The sequence below is a fragment of the Kangiella sp. M94 genome, from assembly GCF_054926195.1.
The window spans coordinates 1,073,351-1,098,663 of the sequence record NZ_CM142903.1; the positions used below are offsets into that span (position 1 = coordinate 1,073,351).

Annotated in this window: 27 protein-coding genes; 16 read left to right on the forward strand and 11 right to left on the reverse strand. The window is 43.4% G+C overall.

Features of this window, described 5'->3' with window-relative positions:
* Positions 1–6 precede the first annotated feature (6 nt).
* A complete protein-coding gene (locus ACYTXU_RS04825; RefSeq protein WP_462208783.1) occupies positions 7–978 on the forward strand; it encodes a zinc transporter ZntB in 972 nt (323 codons plus the stop codon).
* A gap of 127 nt (positions 979–1,105) precedes the next feature.
* Here the strand turns inward: ACYTXU_RS04825 and ACYTXU_RS04830 are convergent, their stop codons facing one another.
* On the reverse strand, positions 1,106–3,085 hold the full coding sequence (locus ACYTXU_RS04830) for a pyridoxal phosphate-dependent decarboxylase family protein (protein ID WP_462208785.1): 1,980 nt from the start codon (positions 3,083–3,085) through the stop codon (positions 1,106–1,108).
* A 120-nt stretch (positions 3,086–3,205) separates the two neighbouring features.
* Complete coding sequence (locus ACYTXU_RS04835; protein ID WP_462208786.1) at positions 3,206–3,592, reverse strand: putative zinc-binding protein; 387 nt, start codon at positions 3,590–3,592, stop codon at positions 3,206–3,208.
* 227 nt (positions 3,593–3,819) lie between these two features.
* Here ACYTXU_RS04835 and ACYTXU_RS04840 point away from each other — a divergent pair, with 227 nt between their 5' ends.
* From ACYTXU_RS04840 to ACYTXU_RS04850, 3 genes are all read left to right on the forward strand, one after another.
* Positions 3,820–5,859: a ribonucleoside triphosphate reductase gene (locus ACYTXU_RS04840; protein ID WP_462208788.1), complete on the forward strand. Its 2,040-nt coding sequence runs from the start codon at positions 3,820–3,822 to the stop codon at positions 5,857–5,859.
* 107 nt (positions 5,860–5,966) lie between these two features.
* Positions 5,967–6,104 (forward strand): anaerobic ribonucleoside-triphosphate reductase, encoded by a 138-nt coding sequence (nrdD, locus tag ACYTXU_RS04845; RefSeq protein WP_462208790.1) that lies wholly within the window; start codon positions 5,967–5,969, stop codon positions 6,102–6,104.
* Positions 6,104–6,853, forward strand: a complete 750-nt coding sequence (locus ACYTXU_RS04850; RefSeq protein ID WP_462208791.1) for an anaerobic ribonucleoside-triphosphate reductase activating protein — start codon at positions 6,104–6,106, stop codon at positions 6,851–6,853. Before nrdD ends, ACYTXU_RS04850 begins: the two co-directional genes overlap by 1 nt.
* 31 nt (positions 6,854–6,884) lie before the next feature.
* On the opposite strand, the gene ACYTXU_RS04855 is transcribed toward ACYTXU_RS04850, so the two are convergent.
* The 9 genes from ACYTXU_RS04855 to ACYTXU_RS04895 all read right to left on the reverse strand — a co-directional run bounded on the left by ACYTXU_RS04855 (position 6,885) and on the right by ACYTXU_RS04895 (position 15,439).
* A complete protein-coding gene (locus ACYTXU_RS04855) occupies positions 6,885–7,607 on the reverse strand; it encodes a Crp/Fnr family transcriptional regulator (protein ID WP_462208793.1) in 723 nt (240 codons plus the stop codon).
* A gap of 71 nt (positions 7,608–7,678) precedes the next feature.
* Positions 7,679–8,893, reverse strand: a complete 1,215-nt coding sequence (locus ACYTXU_RS04860) for an alginate export family protein (RefSeq protein WP_462208795.1) — start codon at positions 8,891–8,893, stop codon at positions 7,679–7,681.
* Between the two features lie 237 nt (positions 8,894–9,130).
* Positions 9,131–10,447, reverse strand: a complete 1,317-nt coding sequence (trhP, locus tag ACYTXU_RS04865; protein WP_462208796.1) for a prephenate-dependent tRNA uridine(34) hydroxylase TrhP — start codon at positions 10,445–10,447, stop codon at positions 9,131–9,133.
* Positions 10,448–10,471: 24 nt separating this feature from the next.
* Positions 10,472–11,293 carry a phenylalanine 4-monooxygenase gene (gene phhA, locus ACYTXU_RS04870; protein ID WP_462208798.1) on the reverse strand — a complete coding sequence of 274 codons (822 nt, stop codon included), beginning with the start codon at positions 11,291–11,293 and terminating at the stop codon, positions 10,472–10,474.
* 1 nt (position 11,294) lies between these two features.
* Positions 11,295–11,834, reverse strand: coding sequence for a VOC family protein (locus ACYTXU_RS04875; RefSeq protein ID WP_462208799.1), 540 nt, complete (start codon positions 11,832–11,834; stop codon positions 11,295–11,297).
* Between the two features lie 22 nt (positions 11,835–11,856).
* Positions 11,857–12,939: a 4-hydroxyphenylpyruvate dioxygenase gene (hppD, locus tag ACYTXU_RS04880; protein WP_462208801.1), complete on the reverse strand. Its 1,083-nt coding sequence runs from the start codon at positions 12,937–12,939 to the stop codon at positions 11,857–11,859.
* A 138-nt stretch (positions 12,940–13,077) separates the two neighbouring features.
* Positions 13,078–14,013, reverse strand: coding sequence for a cation transporter (locus ACYTXU_RS04885; protein ID WP_462208802.1), 936 nt, complete (start codon positions 14,011–14,013; stop codon positions 13,078–13,080).
* 3 nt (positions 14,014–14,016) lie between these two features.
* Entirely contained in the window at positions 14,017–14,472 is a 456-nt protein-coding gene (locus tag ACYTXU_RS04890) for an MgtC/SapB family protein (RefSeq protein ID WP_462208803.1), read from the reverse strand.
* Between the two features lie 52 nt (positions 14,473–14,524).
* Positions 14,525–15,439, reverse strand: a complete 915-nt coding sequence (locus ACYTXU_RS04895; RefSeq protein WP_462208805.1) for a pirin family protein — start codon at positions 15,437–15,439, stop codon at positions 14,525–14,527.
* 155 nt (positions 15,440–15,594) lie between these two features.
* On the opposite strand from ACYTXU_RS04895, the gene ACYTXU_RS04900 reads away from it, so the two are divergent.
* From ACYTXU_RS04900 to ACYTXU_RS04955, 12 genes are all read left to right on the forward strand, one after another.
* Positions 15,595–16,353 (forward strand): SDR family NAD(P)-dependent oxidoreductase, encoded by a 759-nt coding sequence (locus tag ACYTXU_RS04900; RefSeq protein WP_462208807.1) that lies wholly within the window; start codon positions 15,595–15,597, stop codon positions 16,351–16,353.
* Positions 16,354–16,516: 163 nt separating this feature from the next.
* Entirely contained in the window at positions 16,517–16,711 is a 195-nt protein-coding gene (locus tag ACYTXU_RS04905; RefSeq protein WP_462208809.1) for a hypothetical protein, read from the forward strand.
* Between the two features lie 184 nt (positions 16,712–16,895).
* The gene (locus ACYTXU_RS04910; protein ID WP_462208810.1) at positions 16,896–17,888 is read left to right on the forward strand and encodes a Kelch repeat-containing protein; all 993 of its coding nucleotides are present in this window, start codon (positions 16,896–16,898) and stop codon (positions 17,886–17,888) included.
* A 20-nt stretch (positions 17,889–17,908) separates the two neighbouring features.
* On the forward strand, positions 17,909–18,571 hold the full coding sequence (locus ACYTXU_RS04915; RefSeq protein ID WP_462208812.1) for a hypothetical protein: 663 nt from the start codon (positions 17,909–17,911) through the stop codon (positions 18,569–18,571).
* Between the two features lie 116 nt (positions 18,572–18,687).
* On the forward strand, positions 18,688–19,293 hold the full coding sequence (locus ACYTXU_RS04920; protein ID WP_462208814.1) for a hypothetical protein: 606 nt from the start codon (positions 18,688–18,690) through the stop codon (positions 19,291–19,293).
* A gap of 42 nt (positions 19,294–19,335) precedes the next feature.
* The gene (locus ACYTXU_RS04925) at positions 19,336–19,716 is read left to right on the forward strand and encodes a VOC family protein (RefSeq protein ID WP_462208816.1); all 381 of its coding nucleotides are present in this window, start codon (positions 19,336–19,338) and stop codon (positions 19,714–19,716) included.
* A 51-nt stretch (positions 19,717–19,767) separates the two neighbouring features.
* On the forward strand, positions 19,768–21,093 hold the full coding sequence (locus ACYTXU_RS04930) for an APC family permease (protein WP_462208818.1): 1,326 nt from the start codon (positions 19,768–19,770) through the stop codon (positions 21,091–21,093).
* 67 nt (positions 21,094–21,160) lie between these two features.
* Complete coding sequence (locus ACYTXU_RS04935) at positions 21,161–21,970, forward strand: PhzF family phenazine biosynthesis protein (RefSeq protein ID WP_462208819.1); 810 nt, start codon at positions 21,161–21,163, stop codon at positions 21,968–21,970.
* Positions 21,963–23,309 carry an ergothioneine biosynthesis protein EgtB gene (gene egtB, locus ACYTXU_RS04940; RefSeq protein ID WP_462208820.1) on the forward strand — a complete coding sequence of 449 codons (1,347 nt, stop codon included), beginning with the start codon at positions 21,963–21,965 and terminating at the stop codon, positions 23,307–23,309. The genes ACYTXU_RS04935 and egtB overlap by 8 nt, the downstream gene beginning before the upstream one ends.
* 27 nt (positions 23,310–23,336) lie before the next feature.
* Positions 23,337–24,272 (forward strand): L-histidine N(alpha)-methyltransferase, encoded by a 936-nt coding sequence (gene egtD / locus ACYTXU_RS04945; protein WP_462208822.1) that lies wholly within the window; start codon positions 23,337–23,339, stop codon positions 24,270–24,272.
* Between the two features lie 27 nt (positions 24,273–24,299).
* Entirely contained in the window at positions 24,300–24,764 is a 465-nt protein-coding gene (locus tag ACYTXU_RS04950; RefSeq protein WP_462208823.1) for a tetratricopeptide repeat protein, read from the forward strand.
* 37 nt (positions 24,765–24,801) lie between these two features.
* Positions 24,802–25,236, forward strand: coding sequence for a YqaA family protein (locus ACYTXU_RS04955; protein ID WP_462208825.1), 435 nt, complete (start codon positions 24,802–24,804; stop codon positions 25,234–25,236).
* Positions 25,237–25,313: the final 77 nt, after the last annotated feature.

Here is a 25,313-nt window from a genome sequence, read left to right on the forward strand (position 1 = left end):
ACTACTATGACCGAAACTGTTCATGCGCCGATCACAAGTCTGCACCTGACTCGTAAAGGTGGGTTACTGGAAAATGCCTCGCTTGAGACTGAGCGGTCTGGTCAATCCTTAATCTGGCATCACATCAACTATACTTCTCCAATAGCCAAAGATTGGTTAGATCAGGAACCTAGAGTGGACGAAATCGCTCAGGATATTCTGTTGCGAGCTGAAACCCGCCCGCGTTTTTATATGGAAGATAGTACTATTTTAATGTGTCTAAGAGGTGTGAATCTTAATCCTGATTCTGAACCTGAAGATATGATCTCGATTCGTTTATGGGTTACCGAAGATATGATTATTACCAGCTGTAATCGTCATAGCTGGTCGATAACAGATATTCAAAAAGCCTTGGAGCAGGGGGCGGGCCCTAAAAGCAGTGGAGAGTTCATTTCATTACTGATTGAAAGACTCGCTATTCGAGTTGAGGAGTTTTTCGAAGAGCTGGACGTTAATCTGGATAAACAGGAGGACACTCTAGCCAGCATTGGCTTTGATGAGTTTTATGCGCAAATTAGCCACTTGCGTCGCCAAAGTGCCACCATTAAAAGATACTTAACTCCACAAAAGGACGCTCTTGAGAAGCTTTATCGAAGCCAAAGCCCAATTATTACCAAGCTGGATCTCGATAATATTAGAGATGATCTGGATAAGTTTACTCGCTTGCTAGAAGACATTGAGTTGACCCGTGAACGTACCATCGTCTTGCAGGAAGAGTACCTTGCCAGAATTGCACATCAACAAAACAGCCGTTTGTACGTACTGGCAATTATTTCAGCCATCTTCTTACCACTTACGTTCCTAACTGGTGCTTTGGGGATGAATATTGGTGGATTGCCAGGTCTTGAGGATGATAATGCCTTTCTGTATGTTTCGATTTTCTGTGGTGCTTTAGCGGTTGTGCTTTTGATTTGGTTTAAATATAAGAAATGGTACTAGCATCATCATCTGTTTGCGGCCAGAAATTGCTCCAATCATTTCTGGCACTTCCACCATCCCTGGTGGTCGCAATCTCACAACAGGGGAAACCAATATTCGAACTATAGAAAACTACTCGATATCTAAGCTACTCAATATCTAAGTAACGTAAAATCAAAGATTCAAGATAATCGCAATATTTCACCACATAGTCATTTCCATTGGTGTCATTAGCCAGCCATGGATTCATGATGGTGTGACGAAGCAACATGATACGATCACTCTCTAAGGTTCTGTTTTGTACCTCTTTTACAAAGTACTTTTCCTGCAGTCCCAGCATCTCACATAATTCTTTTGCATGATGGTCACTGATATTCTTGCGCATAATCTGCGTACTTGAACCGATAAACTCACGATCCTTCGGCGAACTGTCTCGTGATATTTTGAGGTGTTGATATATGTTCTTGGTAAAGTCATTCAAATAAGTGATTGACTGATTGCCAACTGGATTAATAACGATGCAGATTAAATTAGTATCTGGCGTATAAGGCAAACAGAGATTAGCTCGTCCTTTAACCTTTTCTTTAAGCTCTAATAATTTATCAAAAAAGTATTCTGACGTTTTAAGGCTTTGTCTAATCACGCGACCAAAATTTTTGTAGTTCAAGGGTAACACCTGATTGGTGACATAACTCGCTGCTGCGACCGAGCCTGGCTTCGATCCTTCTAAGATATATTGCCCTAGTTTTTCAAATTGCTTGGTGGCTGGTGTTTCAACTGAATGAGCAACCTCTTCAAACACGTAAGGTGCTTCCTGAGTCAGCAAGTCGGTAATATCCTGATTACGGCTAATAAAACCACCTGAACCAAATGGAAGGTAACCAAGCTTATGTGGATCAATGGTTACCGAGTCTACGTCTTTTATGCTGGTAATTGAGTTAAAGACTTCTTTTGAAGGGAAGTACTTGAACATTTTTTTTGCTTTACTGTGGCTTATGGTTGAACCGTCTTCATCGCGGAACATGCTGGCCAGATAACCACCCCATGCTGCATCCACATGCACATAGAAATCTAAACCTTTAGCGCTGAACTCATCACGCAACGCTAGAATCTTGTGAATGGGATCGACAGTTCCGAATTCTGTGGTACCTAAAATACCAACGCAAGCCAGAATGGGGATGTTTTTACTCAGTGCGTTATCGAGTATTTTTCGCAGCGCTTCAATGTCCAAACGCATATTAGAATGTACTGGGATCTTGATCAGTTGATCCGAGCCAAAGCCCATGACGCGCATCCCTTTTTGCCAACTATAGTGAGCGGAACCCGGCACCAGTACTAACGGTTGTTTCAGGCCTAAGTGATTGGAGTAGAAATAGGCAGGCCCAACGGTCTCGATACGATGTTGCTCAACACACTCATTAAACTTATCTCCTAGCTCAGGATAGGCTTCAGCGATAGCTTGCTCTGTTTCGTGCTTAAGGTTTAAAACATTATCAATAGACAGGTTGGTTAACTGCCATAAATTAGCATCTGCAAGTTTGCCGTTTAGAATAATACTATTTGGCAGTTTAAGTTCTAATGACTTTACTGCTTCGGCAAGAGCCAGCGGGTAATATTTTGCGGCTCTGAAATTCCATAAACTTTCATAGTTAGCCACGGTTCCACCGGAAGTTAAATGTCCCCAGGCACAGGGTGACTTGGCAGGGTCTGTATTAAAACCAAACATATCGGCAAACTGTTGGCCAACTTTAAGCTCAAGGTCTACTGTGACGGTGGCTGCTTCAAAAGACACATTATTAGGGTTGTAAAGTGTTGTGACTATTTGCGCTATTAGTCCAGGCATCATTAAATCGGAGCACATATGACCAATATAGCGGGGACTAAAAAAAGGCACCGACTGTTTTAATGAAGCGGTAAGCTTGTGCAGCTCGGTACGCATTTTAGCAATAGCATCCTGATACTCTGGAGATTGTGAAGCAAATGTAGAAATTGCTGGCAAGTCTTCAGGATGAATATTTCGACGCCAATAGATGTGATCTCTCAATAGCTCTGTTAGAACCTTTTCGAAAACGTCATTGTTCTCGCCGTAAGGCCCTAAAAAATAAGGGGCTAAAAACTCTAAATTCATAATCTTTTATCCTAAGATGTTTTAAACAGAGTAGAGGGATTTGTAATAGAGCGTATTGATCATAATCAACAAGAAGCGTTTCTACTGATTTCATACTATACTACTGGTTCTTTTGTCATTTCAGACTTCGTCAACAAACTCTTGTGACATTTCATCTGCAATGATTCTTACCTTAATCAATAATTTGTTCATAGCTGCTTCCGAGACTGCTTCGTTATAGCGTTTTTTGTAGCCGTATTCGGTCAGCACCAGGTGCTTGTCTGGTTTCACTGCGTGATTGTGCAAACAGGCTTTGGCGCAGGCCAAATGACATCCATCGATGACAATGATCTTTCGTCCTGATTTCGCTTTTCTAACGATTGAGGGGATGTTGCCGCCAACGCCGGCAATGCATGACATTTCAGCCCGCTGCTCCTTATTCAGTCTGACTGCCAGCTCGTTTGCTGTTTGCGCCAGGTTGGAACAACCCGAGCATGAATATACAAGAGGTTTTTGGTTTGTCGCCATAAGCCTGTCGTTCAAAATGACTCTGAAATTGGATAGACAATGTAACGTTTATAAGGGGAGAAGCTAATTGATCTACATCAATCGACAGATATAAAAAATATGGCTTTAAGTTGAGCCAGATCAAGGATAGAAATACCACATATTGATTAAATCTAACTCGTAAACACAATATATTGAATCTGTAATGGCCGGAAAGCCAACTTGCAGAGAGCAATGGAGATAACGATATGGGTATAGAAATAGAAAAGGCACCGATGCCACTGAAGATTGTAAAGCGGGATTTGAAGGAAGCCAAGTTCGAGCGTGCGAAAATTTATGAAGCAGTGTTAAAGGCTGGTAAGGCTTCAGGAGAGTTTGATGCTGATGAGGCAGAAAAACTCACCCGTCAGGTGATTGACGTTTTGAGTTTCAGGTTCACCGATTTAACGGTACCAACGGTAGAGCAGGTGCAAGATATTGTTGAGCATTGTCTAGCGGTAAATCAGTATTTTGCCACCGCGAAGGCCTATATTCTGTACCGCGAAAAACACAAAATTATTCGTGAAAATAAAAAGACATTTTTGGATATCACATCTTCCGTTGAAGAGTATTTATCCGGTTCGGATTGGCGGGTAAAAGCTAACGCCAACCAGGGCTATTCATTGGGTGGATTAATCCTCAATGTTTCTGGAAAAGTTATTGCCAATTATTGGCTCAATCATATTTATGAACCTGAAATTGGTCAGGCACACCGTAATGCTGACTTGCATGTTCATGATCTGGACATGCTCGCCGGTTACTGTGCAGGTTGGTCGCTGAGAACATTACTGCATGAGGGTTTAAATGGGGTACCGGGGAAAATTGACTCCGGTCCACCGAAACACTTATCCAGTGCAATCGGACAGATGGTGAACTTCCTTGGAACTTTGCAAAACGAATGGGCCGGTGCGCAGGCATTCAGTTCATTTGATACTTACTTAGCGCCTTATCTGCGCAAAGATGCGATGAAATATGAGGATGTTAAGCAGTGTATTCAGGAGTTTATTTATAACCTGAATGTACCTTCTCGTTGGGGCACGCAAACACCATTCACCAACATAACACTGGACTGGGTCTGCCCAGAAGATCTTCGCGAACAGATCCCGATTATTGCTGGTGAAGAAATGCCTTTTGCCTATGGCGATTTGAAGAAAGAAATGGACATGATCAATCGTGCTTATATTGAAGTGATGATTGAAGGCGATGCTAAAAAACGTGTTTTCACTTTCCCCATTCCAACTTACAACATCACACCGGACTTTGACTGGGAATCTGAAAATGCAGACTTGTTGTTTGAGATGACGGCTAAATATGGCTTGCCGTACTTCCAGAACTTTATTAATTCAGAGCTATCGCCGAATATGGTTCGCTCCATGTGCTGCCGTTTGCAGCTCGACCTTCGCGAACTCTTAAAACGTGGCAACGGTTTGTTTGGTTCTGCTGAACAAACAGGTTCGCTGGGTGTGGTAACCATTAACTGCGCACGTTTAGGATACCTCTATAAAGGAGATAAGAAAGCATTGCTTGATCGCATGGATGAACTAATGTTATTGGCTAAAGATTCGTTAGAAGTAAAACGCAAGGTTATCCAGCACTATATCGACAGTGATTTATTCCCTTATACCAAGCGCTATTTAGGGACCTTACGCAATCACTTCTCAACCATTGGTGTTAATGGTATCAATGAGATGGTGCGCAACTTTACCAATAATGAGCATGACATTACGTCGAAAGAGGGTCATGCACTGGCGATTGAACTGCTCGATCATGTTCGTGCGCGCATGGTGCAGTACCAGGAAGAAACGGGTCACCTGTACAACCTCGAAGCCACTCCGGCAGAAGGTACCACTTATCGCTTTGCCAAAGAGGATAAGAAGCGTTACTCAGATATTATTCAGGCGGGTTATGAGGACGCACCTTACTACACCAACTCATCGCAGTTGCCTGTTGGCCATACCGATGATGCATTCGAAGCACTTGAGCTGCAGGATGAGCTGCAAAGCAAATATACCGGCGGTACAGTGTTGCACCTTTACATGGGGGAGCGCATTTCAAGTGCCGAAGCCTGTAAGAAAATGGTGCGCAAGACATTAACCAACTTCCGCTTGCCTTATATCACCATAACGCCAACCTTTTCGATATGTCCTGTGCATGGCTACCTAGAGGGTGAACACGAGTACTGCCCACGGTGCGATGAAACCTTAGTGCAGAAATCGGGTGGCAAAAATAACGAGAAGGTGTGCTGCTAATGTTTGAATTTTATTTACAGGATACTGAACTGGTGAATTTGTTCCATTCACAAAAGTATCACCTAGAGCTTTTAAAACCAGTTTCAACAACAAAGGAGAAACCTACTATGCAACTTAACAACCAAGATCGTCAAAAGTGTGAAGTTTGGACCCGAGTGATGGGCTACCATCGTCCGGTGTCAGCCTTTAACAAAGGCAAGCAATCTGAACATAAAGAGCGCCAACACTTTAACGAGCGTGCTTAATGCTCAAAGTCGCTCAAACTATCAGTAACATTGAATCTAATGTTGCTTTAAGAGTAGGGGGCTTAACGCCCCTTACTACCATTGATTATCCCAATCACTTATCCTGCGTTGTCTATTGCCAGGGGTGTGCCTGGCGTTGTCGTTATTGCCATAACCCTGAATTGATACCGACCAAGGCTGATCAGTCTTACGATTGGCAAGAGCTGGTAAATTTTCTTAGAAAACGTCAAGGCCTGTTAGAAGCCGTAGTCTTCAGTGGTGGCGAACCGTTACTACAATCAGCATTAGTTCCGGCAATCGAAACAGTCAAAGCTATGGGATTCAAGATTGGGCTACACACTGGTGGTTCAGCACCAAAACGCTTCAAATCTGTCCTTCCTAATGTTGACTGGGTGGGCTTTGATGTTAAAGATTTGCCGGAGTTTGGTGATGCCATTATACGAGTCGATGGCGCAGCGCAGGCCAATTGGCAGAGCCTTGATATGCTACTTGATAGTGGTGTTGATTACGAATGTCGAACAACCGTGCATTGGAACCTAACTAATCCAGACAGGGTATTAAAACTTGCAGAAACTTTAGCTGCTAAAGGCATCAAAAACTATAACCTACAAATCGCCCGTAACAAAAACACCCTGGATGAAAGTCTCCGCAGTGACGAGTTTGCCTACTCAATGATTGATAAAGAAACCCGCCAACAGCTATGCGCTGCAATAGAACCTCTATTTGAACAATTTAAATGGGTTGAGTAAATTTTTTACTGATTATGGCTTGTAAGTATAGCTACAAGCTTGCCACTCCATCACTGGATTCTAAATAATATTCTGATAATCGATCTCGCTGTAAAACTGTGACCTTGCCATTACTGAATGAAAAGACATTCTCATCCTCAAACTTCTTCAATAGTCGTGAAAAGGTTTCAGGTCTGATAGATAGCTTTCCAGCGATTGACTTCTTTGAAATACTAATCTGGAAGGTGCCCCCATCTTCAATATCATGTGGCATCATGTCGTAGACAAAGCGTGCCACACGCTGCGAAGCATCAAGCACGGTTAGCATCTCAATTTCATTAATATGTCCACGCATCTTCAAGCAGATATTGCCGAGCATTTTCATCGCCAGGTCACTGTTATCGTGAAGGAGGCTATAAAAATAATCGCTCGGTATGGCCAATATCTGGCTACGCTTTGTGCTGGTGGCATTGATAGGATAGAACTTTTTCTGCAGGAACATCAGTGCTTCGGCAAAAGTATCATTACTATTGACGAACTTGATGATTTTTTCTCTTCCCTCGGTTGAAATCAAATGCAGTTTTACCTGACCATCCAATACCAGAAAGAAATATTTAGCTGCCTGCCCCTGACTTATCACTGGTTTGTTTGGCTTAAAGTAACTGAGTTTACTAATGGCAAGCAATTTATTTAACTGCTCACTGCTTAAACAGTTGAACAGAGCGTTTCTACGTAGGGTAGGGGCTAAATTGTTAAGTAATAATGCTTCCATCATGAGTTCTCTCTATTTACTTTAGCCTCTACTTAACCAAAGTAAGAGGCTATTATTGTCTTGTGATTTGGTAACTAGAAATTAGCCACCAACATTAACCAAATCTTGCGTGTATCCACTGAATGTCCATCTGAAGAATAATCAGCCAGCTTTGCGACAAAACTTAAGTTCTGATCAATTTTAGTCGAGTAGTTAATGCCTAGTTCCGACCCGTAGTCCTGACCTGTCGCATCAGCCTGAAAGTCATGATAAACAATACTTATTTTGGACATGACAAAACTGGTGCCGATACTGAAGTAAGTGTCTTCAATACCTGCGTCTGGCGTTACCAAAAACTGATCTGCCCAGCCCTGGAATTTGTGCTTTGTTGCAAGAGGTGTTTGAAATGCCTGACCTGAAACATTGGCATCGCCGCCAAGAACTTCCTGACCAACTGCAAAAGTCCAGTTCTGTAACTTGTAGCCAAGCTCCAGCAATTGATAATCAGTACTTAAGTCAGCAGGGTTGTCTTCGTACTCGGACTGTTTGGCGTATTCCGCATTGAAAAATAGTGGTAAGTCAGATGTGCCACCATAAGAAAATCGAGCACCTAACGTTTTAGTTGAACTTAATGGTGTTTCTTTAAAATCCAGGAAGTAACCGTAGAAGTTGAGATCGATACTGTCAGACAATGCCCAGTCATAATTTAAGAAATGACTGCGGGTATCCACATTGCCGTCAAAAATAGTATTAATGTTATTCACATAGGCATAGGTGATATTGGCATTGTCGAACGAGCGGTTGTTGATTAATACACCATCAAACGTTTGCTCATTCTGACGCCAGCCGACGCCACCGACAAAGCGCTGCGTGCCGAGGTTTATACGCTGACGACCAGCAACCACTTTGGTGCTGTCAAAGCCGCTGTAAGTTAGTGCAGCCTGATTGATTTCGGTTGCTTCAGGATCTGCAACCACAGAATAATTAATGTTGCCATTTAATGTGCTGTTGTAATCATCACGGTTGGTTACCGCGCTGACATTATCCACTTCAAACTTGAAGCTGAAATCATTATAGGTTTGTGTATCTAATGTAATCCGAGTCAGCAGGGTAGAGGCCGTTGCATCTTCCAATGCATTATCCTGGTCAACATCTTCCAGACGGTAGCGTAAGTGCCACTTAACATCAGTATTTTCCAATGATTCGGCAAAACTGTTGGCTTGCTCTTTAGGTTCTTCTGCTTGCACGATGCTAGAACCTAGCAATAGGGCACCTGCAACAGCGATCGATATTTTTGTCAAATGAGTCATAGTCAGCTCCACAATGATATTATTTTCATTGTAACGATACCTCAATAAACCAGTACGACTTTGATTTATGTCAATAAATGCATTTTTAATGCATCTTTATGTGCGATTCTGTCCATAGCCATCAAAAGTCGTAGGGGCGGACCTATGTGTCCGCCCGAATGAGATATTCGCACAACAAACAAGCGGGCGGACACGCAGGTCCGCCCCTACCCGGAACGAGTAACAAATTCCTCGTTCCTACAAATTCCTCATTAGCAGCGACATAGAGTCAATGTTTCCTACATCGACCCCGTCTGGGATTTGTAATACCACTTTATGACCTGAACCTGGCGCAACATCCATTGTTTGCCCCTTGATGTTTTCCATGTCTTTGAGCTGAAAATACTGATTACCTTTGGGCGTCATCAGTTCAAGCGTATCGCCAACTTCAAAACGATTTTTGACTTCAACGGTTATGCTGTTGTCTTTTTTGTCACTAATTTCGCCAACAAAGAGTTGTCTGTCACGCACTGAATTGCCCGTCTCATAATTCTGATACTCATCGTGCACATGGCGGCGATAAAAACCTTCGGTGTAGCCACGATGGGCCAATTTTTCCAGTTCATCCATTAGTGTCATATTAAAAGGTTTGCCTACTACAGCATCGTCAATCGCTTGACGATAGACCTGAGCAGTTCGGGCAACGTAATAGTGGGATTTAGTACGACCTTCGATTTTGAGAGAATCAATGCCCATACGAGTGAATTGATCCACATGCTGCACTGCACGTAAATCTTTAGAGTTCATGATGTAGGTTCCATGCTCATCTTCAAACATCGGCATGTATTCGCCGGGACGTTCTTTTTCCTGCAGCAAAAACACTGACTGTGGATCGACTGTTTGTACGGCCGGTTCTGATTGGTTTACTGCAATAATATCGCCAGACTCATTTTCTGTGGCTTCGTGTAAATCGTATTTCCAGCGACAGGCATTGGTGCAAGTCCCCTGATTGGGATCACGATGGTTGAAATATCCTGAAAGCAGACAGCGGCCAGAATAGGCCATACACAGTGCACCGTGCACAAACACTTCCAGCTCCATCTCAGGACAGTGCGTTTTGATTTCTTCGATTTCTTTAATCGACAGTTCGCGCGATAAAATGACTCGCTTGATGCCTTGCTGATACCAGAACTTAACGGTGGCATAGTTAGTGGCATTAGCCTGAACTGATAAATGCACTTCCTGTTCTGGATAAGCCTCTCGCACCATCATAATCAGACCCGGATCGGACATGATTAATGCATCTGGTTTTAAGGCGATGACTTCCTTAATGTCATTCATGAAGGTTTTGATTTTACTGTTGTGCGGTGCAATATTGCTGGCAATATAAAACTTCTTGCCCTGCGCATGTGCTTCCTCAATGCCAATCGCAATATTGTCCAGGCCAAAGTCATTATTGCGGACTCTTAAGCTGTATCTGGGTTGTCCCGCATAAACGGCATCTGCGCCATAGGCAAATGCGTAACGCATGTTTCTTAATGTCCCGGCAGGGGACAGTAGTTCAGGTATTTTCATAGTTTGAGAGCTGGGTTACAGTGGTTAACAGTCGTGTTGTTCTTTGAAGCCGCTCTTTGGATCAGATGATTTAGCAGGAAAGTTAGCTGCAAAATCACCTAACTCAATCGCATCATGAATATGCTCGATAATATTGCTATCCATGATGTTATAGATATCTTCAAATTGCTTAATGATGAAATAGGTCGTTTGCAGAATATCAATTCGATAAGGCGTTCTAAGCGCAGTCATCACATCAAAAGGTTTGCGCACAGGCTTTTCACTTTCCAGGCTATATACCGTTTCCTCAGTCGAAGACAAAATACCTGCACCATAGATTTTCAAATCATCTTCAGCCTGCTGAATTAAGCCGAACTCAACGGTAAACCAGAACACGCGAGCTAGGTAGATGCGCTCCTGTTTAGAAGCGGCTAAGCCGAGCTTGCCATAGTTCTCGACAAATTTAGCAAACACCGGATTAGTCAGAAGCGGGCAGTGGCCATAAATCTCATGGAATATGTCCGGCTCCTGTAAATAATCAATTTCTTCTCGAGTTCGAATAAAGGTTGCCGCAGGAAATTGTTTATTGGCTAATAACTCAAAGAACTTACCAAAAGGAATTAAGGCCGGAACCGCAGCGACTTCCCAGCCAGTTTCTTTGCGCAACACGCGATTAATGTCAGGTAACTGCGGAATGCTGTTATTCGACATTTGCAGTCGCTCAAGGCCATCCATATAAGCATCGCAGGCTCGGCCTTTGATTAGCTCCATTTGCCGCTTATAAAGAATTTCCCAGGTGCCATTTTCTTCTTTGGTATAGGCGACAAAGCCTTGTTCGTCAGGTGTTTTTGCTTGATATGCGGTCATGCTATACCTCTACAAACTCTTCGCTATGCAACCATTCTGCATGCTTAGGTGCTTTTTTAGTGCGACTCCATTCATCTAGCATGTCCCATTTGACTTCATCCAACTTTTTCATCATCTCGTCCGTTGCAGTCACGCAGGTCAGCTCTAAGCGGTGACCGTTGGGATCAAAGAAATAAATAGACTTGATAATCTCATGGTTGGTTGGGCCAAGTACTTTAATACCATGCGCTTCGATTTCTTTTTTCGCTTCCATCAAAGCATCTTCATCCTTAACGCGCAGTGCAATGTGTTGCACCCACTCTGGGGTATTAGGGTCTTTGCCCATGTCTGGTGAATTTGGTAATTCAAAGAACGCCAGAATATTGCCGTTGCCGGCATCCATGAACAGGTGCATGTAAGGATCCGGTTCTTTAGTTGATGGGACCCGGTCTTCAGCAATCGCTAAAATAAAATCCATGTTCAATACTTTGGTGTAAAACTCGACCGTTTCTTTGGCGTCTTTACAGCGATAGGCTACGTGGTGTATTTGTTCTATTTTCATTATCGGTTCCTCAGCTCTCAGTTTAAAGTACGCCGCGCTTCTTTTGATCGCGTTCAATCGATTCAAACAATGCCTGGAAATTACCTTCGCCAAAGCCAAGGTTATTGGCACGTTGAATGATTTCAATAAAGATAGGTCCAAATAGGTTCTTAGTGAAAATTTGTAGCAGGTAAGAGTTTTCGTCGCCATCGACTAAGACCTGATGATCCTGAATGCGTTGATGGTCTTCTCGCACATTGGGCACACGATCGAATACCGTTTTGTAGTAGTCTTCGTGGATATCCAGAGTATCAATCACTGAATGATCAAGCTTATCTAATGAACCCAAAATATCATGAGTTTCAAAGGCGATGTGTTGGACACCTGGGCCATTATATTCGCGCAGGTATTCATCAATTTGATTGCGGTCGTCACCTTTACCTTCATTAATAGGAATGCAGAAGCTTCCGTCTGGCGAACGCAAAGCGTACGAAAGCAAGGCTGTTTCCTGACCTTTGATATCGAAATAGCGAACTTCTGTGAAACCAAAAACGTTTTTATAAAAGTCAGCCCATTTCTGCATGGTGCCTTTGTAAACATTATTGGTCAGGTGATCGATTCTCAAGAATCCTTTGTTCTCAACGACGACTGGATTCTCTAAATCTTCAAAGTCCTGTTCATAGATTGAGCCTGGCTTAGTTTGAGAAGAGCTCTTTGAACCTGCAAAAGTATCAATGAAATAGATCAGGCTATCACCAATGCCATAAATAGCAGGATAGGGTAGATCGGTATCTTCAGGTTTGGCAGCTGTGGCGCCACGGTCTATTGCAATTGACAAGGCTTTGTCCGCGTCATCCACACGCCAGCCCATAGAGCTGATGGCAGGGCCGTGACTTTTTGCAAACTCTCGAGAAAAGCCCGCGCGCTCTTGGTTAATCAAAAAGTGAATATCATTTTGATTAAAGTAATAGATGTCTTTGCCCTTGAATTTTTTTAGCTTTGAAAAGCCAAAAGCTGCGAAAACCTTTTCCATGTAATCGCTGTCAGGACTCGCGAACTCAGTAAACTCAATCCCGCGAAGTCCTAAGTAATTGTGATTGTCAGACTGCTCAGTTGCATGTGCCATAACAAAAGCCCCATTTTTTCAGCTATAAGAATGTGAGCGTAAGAGTAACGGCAAGTGCACCGAAAGCTATTGACCTGGATCAATAGGCGGTCAGAAAGGAGTGGAAGGTTAGTGTGGTAAGACCTGAGGCTGAATGAGTCAGGCTTTAAGTTTCAAAATTCGGATAGCTCCGAACAATACAACCAGACCGATAATTAAACCTATCACGAGATCCGGATACCGAGAGCCGGTCCAAGCCACCAGGCCTCCGGCTAGAATGACGCCGGTATTAGCGATGACATCATTTGCTGAGAAGATCCAGCTTGCCTTCATATGCGCCCCTTGCTCACGATGACCTGATATTAACCACAAGCATGTCACGTTGGCGATTAAGGCCAGTAGGCCAATCATCATCATTAAGTCAGAGGTGGGGTCGCTGCCAAACCAATATCGACGGAATACTTCAAACAATGCGCCGAGTGCCAACAGTAATTGCAGCCAACCGGATAAATGGGCCACTTTCAACTTCTTCTTCACGGTATGGCCAACGGCGTAGAGTGCCAAGCCATAAACCATGGCATCAGCGAGCATATCCAGCGAATCAGCAATCAAGCCAGTGGACTGTGCTATCCAGCCAATGGTCATTTCGACGATAAACATCAGACCGTTAATCATTAGTAGCCATTTTAAAATACCGGCCTGCTTAATATCGAACTCTTCATTTTGCTGATGTATTGAGGTCAGAGTTTCAGAGTCAATGGTTTCAGTATTAACCACATAGGCGCCATAGTTGAGGCTTTCCATTTTGCGCGTAATCAGTTCAAGGTTGTTCTGATGGTAGATCGAGACTGAGCGATTCGGGATATCACACTGGATAGTTACTTTGGGCTTAACGTCCTCCAGCACCATGCGAATCATGCGCTCTTCGGAGTGGCAGTCCATTTTAGGGACTTTGAAGTGGGTCAATAAATGACTGGCGTCAGATTGGTTGTCATGTCCAGTTTCATGCTCATTTGGTTCATGCTCATTTGGGTTGCTGGATTCCTTTGGCGGATCGTCCGAGCAACCGCAACATTCATCGCTGTCTTTGTTCATGGACTAACTTTTTTCTTCAGTCTCTGTGTCACTATTCTTAACCACCTTTTTAGCGTTGTAGCCGAAGTGCAGGGTCAAGTATGTGATGATACTAATCAATAGCGCGACTTCATAACGTTGGTAAGCTACAGCGATGCCAATGGCACCTGTTGCCCAGATGCTAGCTGCAGTCGCTGTACCGCTGACATGATTGTCATTTTTTAAAATCGCGCCACCGCCGATAAAGCCGATACCGGTAATAATGCCTGCTACCACACGTGCTTCGGGTTCTGCGCCATCGAATATGTCTATCCCAATCAGTACGAAACCACAGGCTGCGATACTAACCAGCGGAAACGTCCGTAAACCGGCACCGTGAGCCTTCGCTTCGCGGTTTAATGCTATCGGTAAAGCCAACACGTAAGCCGCAGCCAATGTAAAGCTGTGCATTCCGACTAAAGCCCAATTAATATCAATCATTTACCATTCCTTATTAAAGTTATGCTTGATCTAAAATAAGTTGTACAGACTCTTATTCTGGCAGTGGTATAAACTCTAACTCGTCGCCCGGAACTTTTGGATACTTGCCGTCTTTCCAGTCTTGCTTAGCCTGTTCAATTCGTTCTTTACGGCTGGAAACGAAGTTCCACTCAATATAACGCTTGCCCAAGTGTTCGCCACCAATCAATACCACGCGGCTGGATTTTATGGCCTTCACCATTAAGTCTGGCTTACCAGTTAAGATAGCCATTGAGTGTTCTTCAACCGTCACTCCATCGATCTCAATTTCGCCTTCAACCACATACAGGCCACGCTCATCAGCTTCTGGTAATTTCAAGCTTTGTTCGTGATCCATGCGTGCTTCGAGGTAAATAGTCTTGGCAAACGTTTTAACTGGTGAGGTTTTGCCATAAGCACTTCCCATCATAACCTTCACAGATACGCCATCAACCTCAAGCTCAGGAATATCAGCGGTGGGGTAGTGATAAAAAGCGGGATCAATTTCTTCATCTTTTTCAGGTAATCCTAACCACAATTGTAAGCCGTGCAATTGATGCATCGAATCTGTTACATCACGGCGCTCGCGCTCTGAATGAACAATGCCTTTACCCGCCACCATTAGATTAATATCACCCGGCTGAATGGTTTGTTCGCTACCGAGTGAGTCACGATGCAAAATTTCCCCGGTAAATAAATAGGTCACGGTGGCTAGATTGATATGGGGATGAGGACGCACGTTAACGCCCTGGCCAGGCTGAAAGACAGCAGGACCCATATGATCAAAGAAGACCCAGGGGCCTACTTGTTTTTGTTCACGTGTAGGAATCGAACGGCGCACCTTGAACTCACCTAAATCTTTATCACGCGGCTTAAGGATACGCTCAATGGCCGAACAAGGCTTCTCCTGATACTCAATATCCAGTTGATTATTCACAAGATTACTCATCGCATACTCTCCTTAACTAGCTTGTTAAACCAAGCTTAATAGACCTCATCTCTACTATAAAACAAAATCGTATCATCTTTTGACATATATCAAGAAACTGCGGGCTGAATCAGTTACTCTGAACTTACCGTCAATATAACGTAAAAGGGAATAGCATGGCACAAGCAGAGAAAAAAGTTGCACTCGTTACAGGAGGCAGCGCAGGAATCGGCAAAGCAATTGCAGAGTCATTCGCAGCACGAGGTGATAGGGTTATCATCAGTGATGTCGATAAGGACCGCGGTGAAAAACTCGCCGATAAAATCCGTCAAAATGGCGGCGAAGCAGGCTTCATCCAAACCGACGTATCCGATTTGGATTCGGTCAAACATCTTTTTGAGATTATCAACGACCGCTACGGACGACTGGACTACGCAGTTAATAATGCCGGTATAGAAGGTGAACAAAACGAAACCGCCGACTGCACCTTTGAAAATTTCGACCGCACTATCAAAGTGAATCTTTATGGCGTCTTTTATGGCATGAAACACGAGCTTGAGATCATGCGCGAGCAGGGCAGTGGCGTCATCGTCAATATCTCATCGATTGCTGGCGAAGTTGGCTTCATGAATCTCCCTGCATATTGCGCCTCAAAAGGCGGCGTAATCCAGCTCACCAAAACCGCTGCACTCGAATACGCCACACGCAACATCCGCGTCAACGCCATCTGCCCCGCAGTAATCATGACCGAAATGGTCGAGCGCATCACCAATAACGACCCAGAAACCCAGGAAGAATTCGCCAAACTGCAACCGATGGAGCGTGCAGGCAGACCTCAAGAAATCGCCGACAGCGTCATGTGGCTCTGCTCCGACAAATCCAGCTTCGTCACCGGTCAAGCCATCAACATCGATGGTGGTTACCTAGCAAGATAGATTTTAACAAATACCCCTAGACGTTAGTCGCAATTGTGCCTGTTTGCTGAAAAGCTCACAGGCAATTTTTTATTGCAATTCATAGTAAGCTGTCTAGTATTGAGCAAATGCAGGGGGCGTCATTCAAATTTCTACCCACTTAATATAATTAGCGATTAAGACTATGCTTGAAAAACAAGAAATTGAGTTTAACGAATATAAATTTGTCCTAGAACAGGATTTACCAGATGTAGGCTGGTACGTCACTGTCTTCCACGGCGATGATTCTGTATACGATACACTGCAAGACTCTAAGAAACTTGCTATCGAAGTTATCTATCAGAAATTTGGATGTCCCAAAGACTTGTGGGGCAAATGATCGTCGTAGGGTGCGTCGTGACGCACCGCTTTTTGTTTCAGGCAACCACGAGCTGTAAATAATTCTTTATTGATTCAATATTAACTAGGAAATTGTAAGTTTCAAAGTAATCTATAAGTTCAACGGTGCGTCACGACGCACCCTACGTTCCTAAAACTCTGCGAATTAGTTGGGAGTAAGTGCCATGTTCACACGCCGTACATTTTTAAAAGGTTCTTTGCTGTCTGCTTCGGCTATTGCTTTACCGTGTATGGCGAAGTGGGAAACTAAGGCGTCGCTTCCTTTTAATGTGCAGGAGATATATCCGGCGGTACACAAAGGCAAGATTTACGTTGCAGGCGGTTTGACGGTAAAGGGTAACGAGCTTGATGTGTACGATGAAGTGGTGGCTTACGATCCTGCTTCTGATGCTTGGCATGAGTCCGTTTCGTTACCTGAACCAAGACATCATCCTTATTTAGTTTCTCATAATGGTAAGCTGTTTGCGTTCAGCGGTTTTACTGTGGCTGAAAACGGTAGCTGGTTTGGTAGTCGCGATATGTTGGTTCTGGATGAAGAAAATAAACGTTGGCGCAAATATCCAAACCACATGAGTTATCCTTTGTGCGAAACAGTAGCCGCTTCTATTAATGGGCGAATCCATCTCGCCAGCGGCAGACGTCCTAAAGGCATGAGCAACGGCAACTGGAATGATCATATCGATGCCAGCAGTCATAAAGTCCTCGATCCTTCAACAATGACCTGGGACTGCGCACATCCTATTCCAACAGCGCGAAACAGCGCCGCTGGCGGTTATTTGAATGACCTGTGGCATGTCATTGGCGGTCGTACCGTCGAAGGCGGCAATCTCAACACCCACGAAGTTTATGATTACAAAGAAGACAAATGGCACGCTCTCGCACCATTACCGCAAGCGCAGGGCGGATTAGCAGCCGCAGTGATGGGCGAGCATATCTACGTCTTCGGCGGTGAGTATTTCACCAACGGTGGCGGAGTCTACAAAAAAGTCTGGCAGTACTCACCAAAAGAAGATAAGTGGCAACAAATCGGTGAAATGCCCGTGCCTCGTCATGGTTTGGGCGCAGTTACTTTCAATGATAGTATTTATGTAGTTGCTGGGGCTACACAGGCAGGCGCAAAAGGCACCAGCAATCGACTATCAGTATTTAAACTATAATTTTGTATTAAGGAACAATCATGAAAAAAACATTGCTTATTGGATTATTATCAATTCTTTTAACTGCTTGTGGCGGAGGTACTATTGGCGGTTTGTTTCCGGCACCAAAAATACTTGATGGCAGCTTGGATGGGACACGGTACACATCACCGGATAAAGTCTTTAGCGTCACAGCGCCAGTATCGACAAAAGCAAGTGCCTGGCTTTATACCTCCGTCAAAGAGCACTCTGAGAAAAATGATGATCAAAGCTCAAGGTTTGTTGGCTTTAAACCGCCTTATGACAGCCACTTTTACTCTGTTGAAGTCGTTGATTATGCGAATAAATTACCGTTAAGTGACGAGCAGTTTCAGCTTGTGGTGGGACACACCATTAAAAGAGTTATCAGTTCGTCTGAAGAACGTTGGAAGACCGAATCTCAAGAGCTAACACATAGTGAGTTAATTTGTGATGATGGAAATAAAATGACTTATACTGTTTATAAACAGCCCATCACAAGCCAGTCGCAAGAGTTCGTTAAATACTATCTCTTATCCTTAACACACAAAGAAAATGCAGTTGCGGTTATTACAAGCGAACTTAATTATGAGAAGAGCCACTCAAATACTTATGAAGCAGATTTAACCTCCGTGAACTATGCAAAACACAATGAAATGGCTTGCTCAGTAGAAATCAATATCTAAAAAAAGTTATCTGCCTAGGATGTAGGGTTGATAGTTTATGTTTTGCTGGTGCTACCCAGGTAGGCGCAAAAGGCACCAGCAATCGTTTATCAGTATTTAAACTATAGGAACTGTATATGAAGATAGCGATAACAATTCTCGCTGCTTTGTTCTTAATTTCAAGTTGCGCAACGTATGTTTGGGGAAACAAGTGGGAACTGGAGGGCGGAAACTCTTGGCAAACGTTAAAAGAAAAGCGTAGCAGAGCAGATTCTCAAAATGGTGATTTAATAGTCGCACGGTGTAATAATCAAGAACTATATCTTGGCACAAACCAAGTAAAATCTGGATCTGCAGTAGCACCTCTATTGATACCTGTAGCCTTTAGTGAAAATGAAGATGCAAAAAAATCTCCAACCTTACAAATTTTTTTAAAATACCCCCATGTTAAAACATTGTGTACTGAATATAAGGATGAAGTCATCAGCATGTCTTATGCTGACAATATACTAAGCGATGTAGAAGTAAAACCAGGAGTTGGGTTTCAAGTTCTTAATACAAATGAGGGTGAGCACTTTTGCTCAATTATTGTAGATGCCTCAGTTGCCGAAGATAACGATATTGTGCTGTCGCTAAATAAGGATGCCTTTGGCTGTCAACTGCCTCCAATAACTATATCTAAAACTCAGTATCGTTGTGTTAAAGAAGCCAAATGGGGTGGTACCGACTGTGGAGTAAATTAATTTGCTGCAAATATTTTACAACCATTCATGAGGAACTCTAAGATGAACTCAAGACTTTCCACCATTAAACAAATCGCTATTACTGTTAGCGATGTTGAGAAAGCTTTATATTTCTATCGGGATATTTTGGGCTTGGAGTTTCTTTTTAGCGCAGGCCCAAATTTGGCATTTCTAAATGCTGATGGCGTTCGAATCATGCTGAGTACTCCTCAGGGGGCAGGGGCGGTTGGTGCTAATTCTATTCTTTACTTCAACACCAAAGATATCGAGGCGGCTTACAAAAACTTTGTGGAGAAGGGTGCAAAAGTCGAACGTGATCCGCAACTGGCGGCTAACTTGCCTGACCACGACCTGTGGACTGGCTTTCTTCGTGATCCTGACGACAACCTCGTTGGTTTAATGGAAGAAAAACCTAAAGCTTGATAATTAATTTGATTCACGTAGGCTTTAACTAAAGTTGCTGAAGGAGTCTGCATGAGTGATTCAAAAAAGTCTCTAAGCCTACTGGGTGCTGTTTCGATGGGTACCGGGGTCATGATTGGCGCCGGTATCTTTGCGTTAACAGGGCAAATTGCCGAGCTAGCTAACGCACTATTTCCACTGGCGTTTCTTGTCGGCATGATAGTCACCAGTATTTGCGCTTACTCTTATATTAAACTTTCTCAGAACTACCCATCATCTGGCGGTATCGCCATGTTTCTGCAAAAGGCATATGGCAAAGGTGCAACCACAGCAATCTTCGCATTGCTGATGTTCTTTTCCATGATTATCAATCAAAGTCTGGTTGCCAGAACTTTTGGTACCTACACCCTGCAACTGTTTGAAATTGAGCAGCTTGGTCAATGGGGAATTCCAATACTCGGCGCACTATTATTGGTGTTTGCATTTTTCGTTAATATTATCGGCAATAAATATATCGAAGGCTTATCGGTTGTGATGGCTTTCATTAAAGCGATTGGTTTATTCCTTTTAGCACTGGGCGGACTCTGGGCTGCTGGCTTTGATTTTAACAGCTTATTTGAAATGGCAAACCATTCGAAGCTGACAGAAGATCTCGCTCTCAATCCTATCTGGGGCTTCATTTCTGCGGTTGCTTTGAGCGTGTTGGCCTACAAAGGCTTTACAACCATTACCAATAGCGGCGATGAAATAATCGATCCTAAGCGCAACATCCCTAGAGCCATCGCGATTGCGATTGGCATCTGCACACTGGTTTATCTGTTGGTAGCAATCTCGGTCAGTAGCAACCTGACTGTCCCCGAAATTGTGGCAGCCCGTGACTATTCGTTGGCAGAAGCTGCTAAACCTGCGTTTGGGGAATGGGGCCTGACGATTACCGTATTATTCGCGATAGTGGCAACGGTTTCTGGAGTCATTGCCAGTATCTTTGCAGTCTCCCGAATGCTGACCATGCTTACCAATATGAAACTGGTGCCTCACAGTCACTTAGGTATGCCTGGCAGTATTCAAAAACATAATGTGGTTTATACCGTTGGTATTGCAATATTATTGACGCTGTTTTTTGATTTGAGCCGCATTGCCTCGATGGGTGTTATTTTCTATATCATCATGGATATTGCTATTCACTGGGGAGTTTTAACCAAGCTCAAAAATGAAGTGAACGCCAATCCCTATATCGTTTCTTTCGCAATCACATTAGACGTTATTATTTTGAGTGCCTTTTTGTGGATTAAGTGGCAAATGGATCCGTTTGTCATTTGGGCAAGCTTAATTGGGCTAGGTCTTATTGTAATAGGCGAGACCGTTTTCCTACGAGTTATCAGAAATAAAAACCAATAAAATCATAGTCTTGAATAATATTGATAATACAGTAGGCTAGTAGATATATTTACAGCTGAGGGCGTTTATGCAGGAGTTAGATGGTAAAAAGGTTTTTCATGTATCGGTTTTCAGTGGTGACTTTCACGGCAAACTGTTTGCAGGTACTGAAGCTCTGGTCTTTTTAGAAGATGAGGCATTGACCAGCAAAGAGATGCAATCCATCGCCAAGCGCAAAGACATTCCGGCTACCTGTTTTGTTTGGCCAGCCGATGAAAGCTCCAAGTTTCATATCCGCTTTTTTAATCCTGAAACCGAAATTCAGCTGTGTGGCCATGGTTTGTTGGCGGCTGCACAAGTTGTTAATGACAAGGTCGATGTTGAGAACCCAATCGAACTTATCACCCAATCTTCACATATCAAAACTAAAATAGATGATGGAGAGCAACTTTGGATCGGCTTTGACACTATTGATTTTGAACCAGCCGACATTCCGGAATGGGCTGAGGATTGCTGTAACATTAAGCCTGTTAGTGCATCTAAAGTAGGGCCAAGTAATGGTTATTGGATCTTTGAGTGGCCACAGGATTTTGATTTAACGGAGCTTGCAATCGACTTTGATAAGCTGACGTTTGCAACGGAGCGAGCTTTGATAGCTACGACTCAATCGCAAGCCAAAGGTTTCGATTATGACCTGCGCTATTTCGCGCCTCAGCATGGCGTCAACGAAGATAAGGCTACCGGTTCAGCTAACCGAGTGTTAGCCAGTTATTGGAAAAGTAAGTTAAATCGAAGTAAATTTAAGGCTAGACAGCTTTCAGCCAAAGGCGCTGTGATTGAAGTAGAGTGCGTGAACGACGTTGTATGGATTTCAGGAAAGGTTACTATTAATGCTTGATCAGGTTAAAGAAGAGTCGTCAACAGAGCTTGTTGAACAAGTTCTCTCTGACTTCATTGCTACTCGATTTCTTACCGAGCAGCTATGTGAGCCATTAAAAGCTGAAGATTACAATCTGCAAGCCATTGCTGAAACCAGCCCTGTAAAATGGCATCTTGCCCACACCAGCTGGTTTTTCGAAACTTTCATTCTCAAGAAATTTAGTTCCAGCTTTGCTCCATTTAATCCACGCTACGAATATCTATTCAATTCCTATTACAACGCCATTGGAGAACAGTTCCCACGCCCTCAGCGCGGTCTTTTATCACGACCTTCAGTTAAAGAAGTCTATGAGTATCGACAATGGGTTACTGAGCAGATTAAGGAGCTTGTTAGCTCTTTAAGACAGCATCAGGATCAGGATAGTAGACTAGGTGATGCTTTGAGCCTAATCAGGTTAGGCGCTAATCACGAGCAGCAACATCAGGAACTGCTGTTAACTGACCTGAAGTACAACTTGTTTCAAAATCCAATTTTGCCCGCTTATCGTAGTACCAGCCAACTGGTTGATCAAAATGAACAGGTCCTGCCAATTGAATGGATTCGATTCGATGAGAAACTGGTAATGATCGGAACGGACATTACCGACTTTCCTGTTACTCAAAATGACTTTGCTTATGACAATGAAACCCCCAGCCACAAATTTTATCGCCATCAGTTCTCAGCAGCTAATCGTCTAACAACCAATGGTGAATATCTTGAGTTTATAGAAGGGGGCGGCTATCAGGAACCACAATACTGGCTCAGTGATGGTTGGGACGCAGTCAGAGAACATCAATGGCAGGCGCCACTCTATTGGTTTAAAAGGAATGGCGATTGGTTTGTCTATACCTTGAACGGAGAGAAACCGCTCAACCTTAATGAGCCGGTAGCTCATGTTAGCTATTATGAAGCCGATGCTTTTGCACGCTGGAGTGATGCGCGTCTACTGACTGAGCAAGAGTGGGAGTCTATCGCAAAAGAACCTCAAGCGAACGCTAGCTCAAATAGTTCTATCTTAAATAATTTTGTCGACAATGATGTGCTGCACCCCGTTGCAGCAACGAGTAACAATGGCCTGCAACAGTTCTATGGTGATGTGTGGGAGTGGACTTCTAGCGCTTACACTCCTTACCCAGGTTTTAAGGCAGCCGCAGGAGCAGTGGGCGAATACAATGGCAAGTTTATGTGTAATCAGTACGTTTTGAGGGGCGGCTCATGTGTAACCAGTGAGAATCATATCCGCAAAACTTACCGTAATTTTTTCTACCCTGACTCGCGGTGGCAATTTAGCGGCATTCGGCTAGCTCGCGACATCTAGATAATCATTTCAAATTAGGTCAGAACAATGAACATAAAAGAACCGTCCATAAATAAAGAACAACAAGATATTCTTGACGGCCTAAGCGCTGAACAGAAGTTTATTAACCCAAAATACTTCTATAACCATCGTGGTTCGAAACTATTTGAAAAGATAACTCAACTTGATGAGTATTACCCTACGCGAACAGAGCTAGGGATTTTAGAGAGTCAGTCGAAGGAGATTGCAAAACTTATTAGCTCAGATTCTATCATCATTGAACCTGGCGCCGGAAACTGCACAAAGATTGAATACTTATTGACGGATATCCATCCGAATGTTTACGTCCCCCAAGATGTATCCGAAGAGTTTTTGCAAAAGTCAGCTGAGCGTTTATCAGAGCGTTACCCTTGGTTAGAGGTTCATCCAATCGCCAGTGACTTCTCAGACCCTATTGTATTGCCTGAAATCTATCAACATTTTGCCAAGCATGTATTTTACCCCGGCTCAACCATTGGTAACTTTGAGCCTGAGGACGCAATAGCTTTTCTAAAACAAATGCATCAGCTGGTCGGCAATAATGGTGGCATATTGCTCGGCGTCGACTTACACAAAGATAACGACATACTGCATGCCGCCTATAATGATGAAAAAGGTATCACTGCTGAGTTCAACCTCAACACCCTGAACCATATCAATCAGATTCTTGAAGCTGATATCGACACCAATCAGTTTGAGCATCACGCTCTTTATAACTCTCAACAGCAGCGCATCGAAATGTACCTGCGTAGTAAAGCAGATCAATCCTATGAAATCCTGAGTAACATCATTACCTTTGCAAAGGGAGAGCTGATCCACACAGAGCATTCGTACAAATATACACTGGACGGTATCGCCGAGCTTGCTAAAAAATCAGGATTCACACTTAAAAAAAGCTGGCTCGATGAAGAAGAATTGTTTAGTGTTAGCTACCTAACCGCATAACCATCCATCAATAATAAGAATCACAGCATGAAGCAATTTTTTCGTAACATAGCTAACCTTTTCAAGCTAACTCCTAGAGCACTAACACTAGCTTTTGATTACTATAACGATAAGGATTATTCAGAAGCTGCTGAATTATTCAGTGAGTTGAGTGAGCAAGGCAATGACATAGCCCAGGCTGCACTTGCATATTTGTATCTGGAAGGCAAAGGAGTAGATAAGAACATACCAGAAGCATTGAGGCTTAGTAAATTGGCGGCCGAACAAGGGAATAGGGATGGGCAGTTCTACCTGGGTCTTATTTATCTACGCGAATTAGAATTTGGTCAGGACGATTCAGAAGCATTGCAATGGCTTCACAAGGCAGCTAAACAGGGCCATCCCGGTGTTAAAGAAGTTCTTGAGACACACCAGAAACGCATGGAGTTGTGTCAAGAATATGATCGAGTGCTGGAGAATGCAGGTTTAAAGAAGAAAAAGAAGCGTAATTAATTTTCGTATGTTCACTATCTTGATTAGCCGCTAGTCGATGGAATACTTCGCTGAACTAGGCTATATCGGCCTTTTTATAGCTGCATTTCTTGCAGCCACCATCCTGCCGCTCAGTTCTGAGCTGGTTCTTACCGCATTACTACTTAATGGCTTCTCACCCGAGCTTCTGGTTATTGTTGCCACTATTGGCAATGTTCTTGGTTCATTAACCAATTATGGTCTGGGTTATTGGGCCAGCAAGACGGTCATCCAGAAGTGGTTACGCATGACGGAAAGTGAATTCGTGCGCGCCGAAGAACGGTTTAAAAAGTACGGTATCGTTGCGTTACTCTTTGCTTGGGTTCCTGTTATCGGCGATCCGCTGACAGTAATGGCCGGCATTTTACGCATACGATTATTGTGGTTCTTAATCTTAGTCACTATTGGTAAATTTATGCGTTATTACATTTTAGCAACAGTGATACTCTCCTAACTGTTATACAAAGCTCTGGGCTTGCTTCAATGCTTTATTACGGCTAAGGTTAATCGACGTAATAAAGGCGTGGGGGT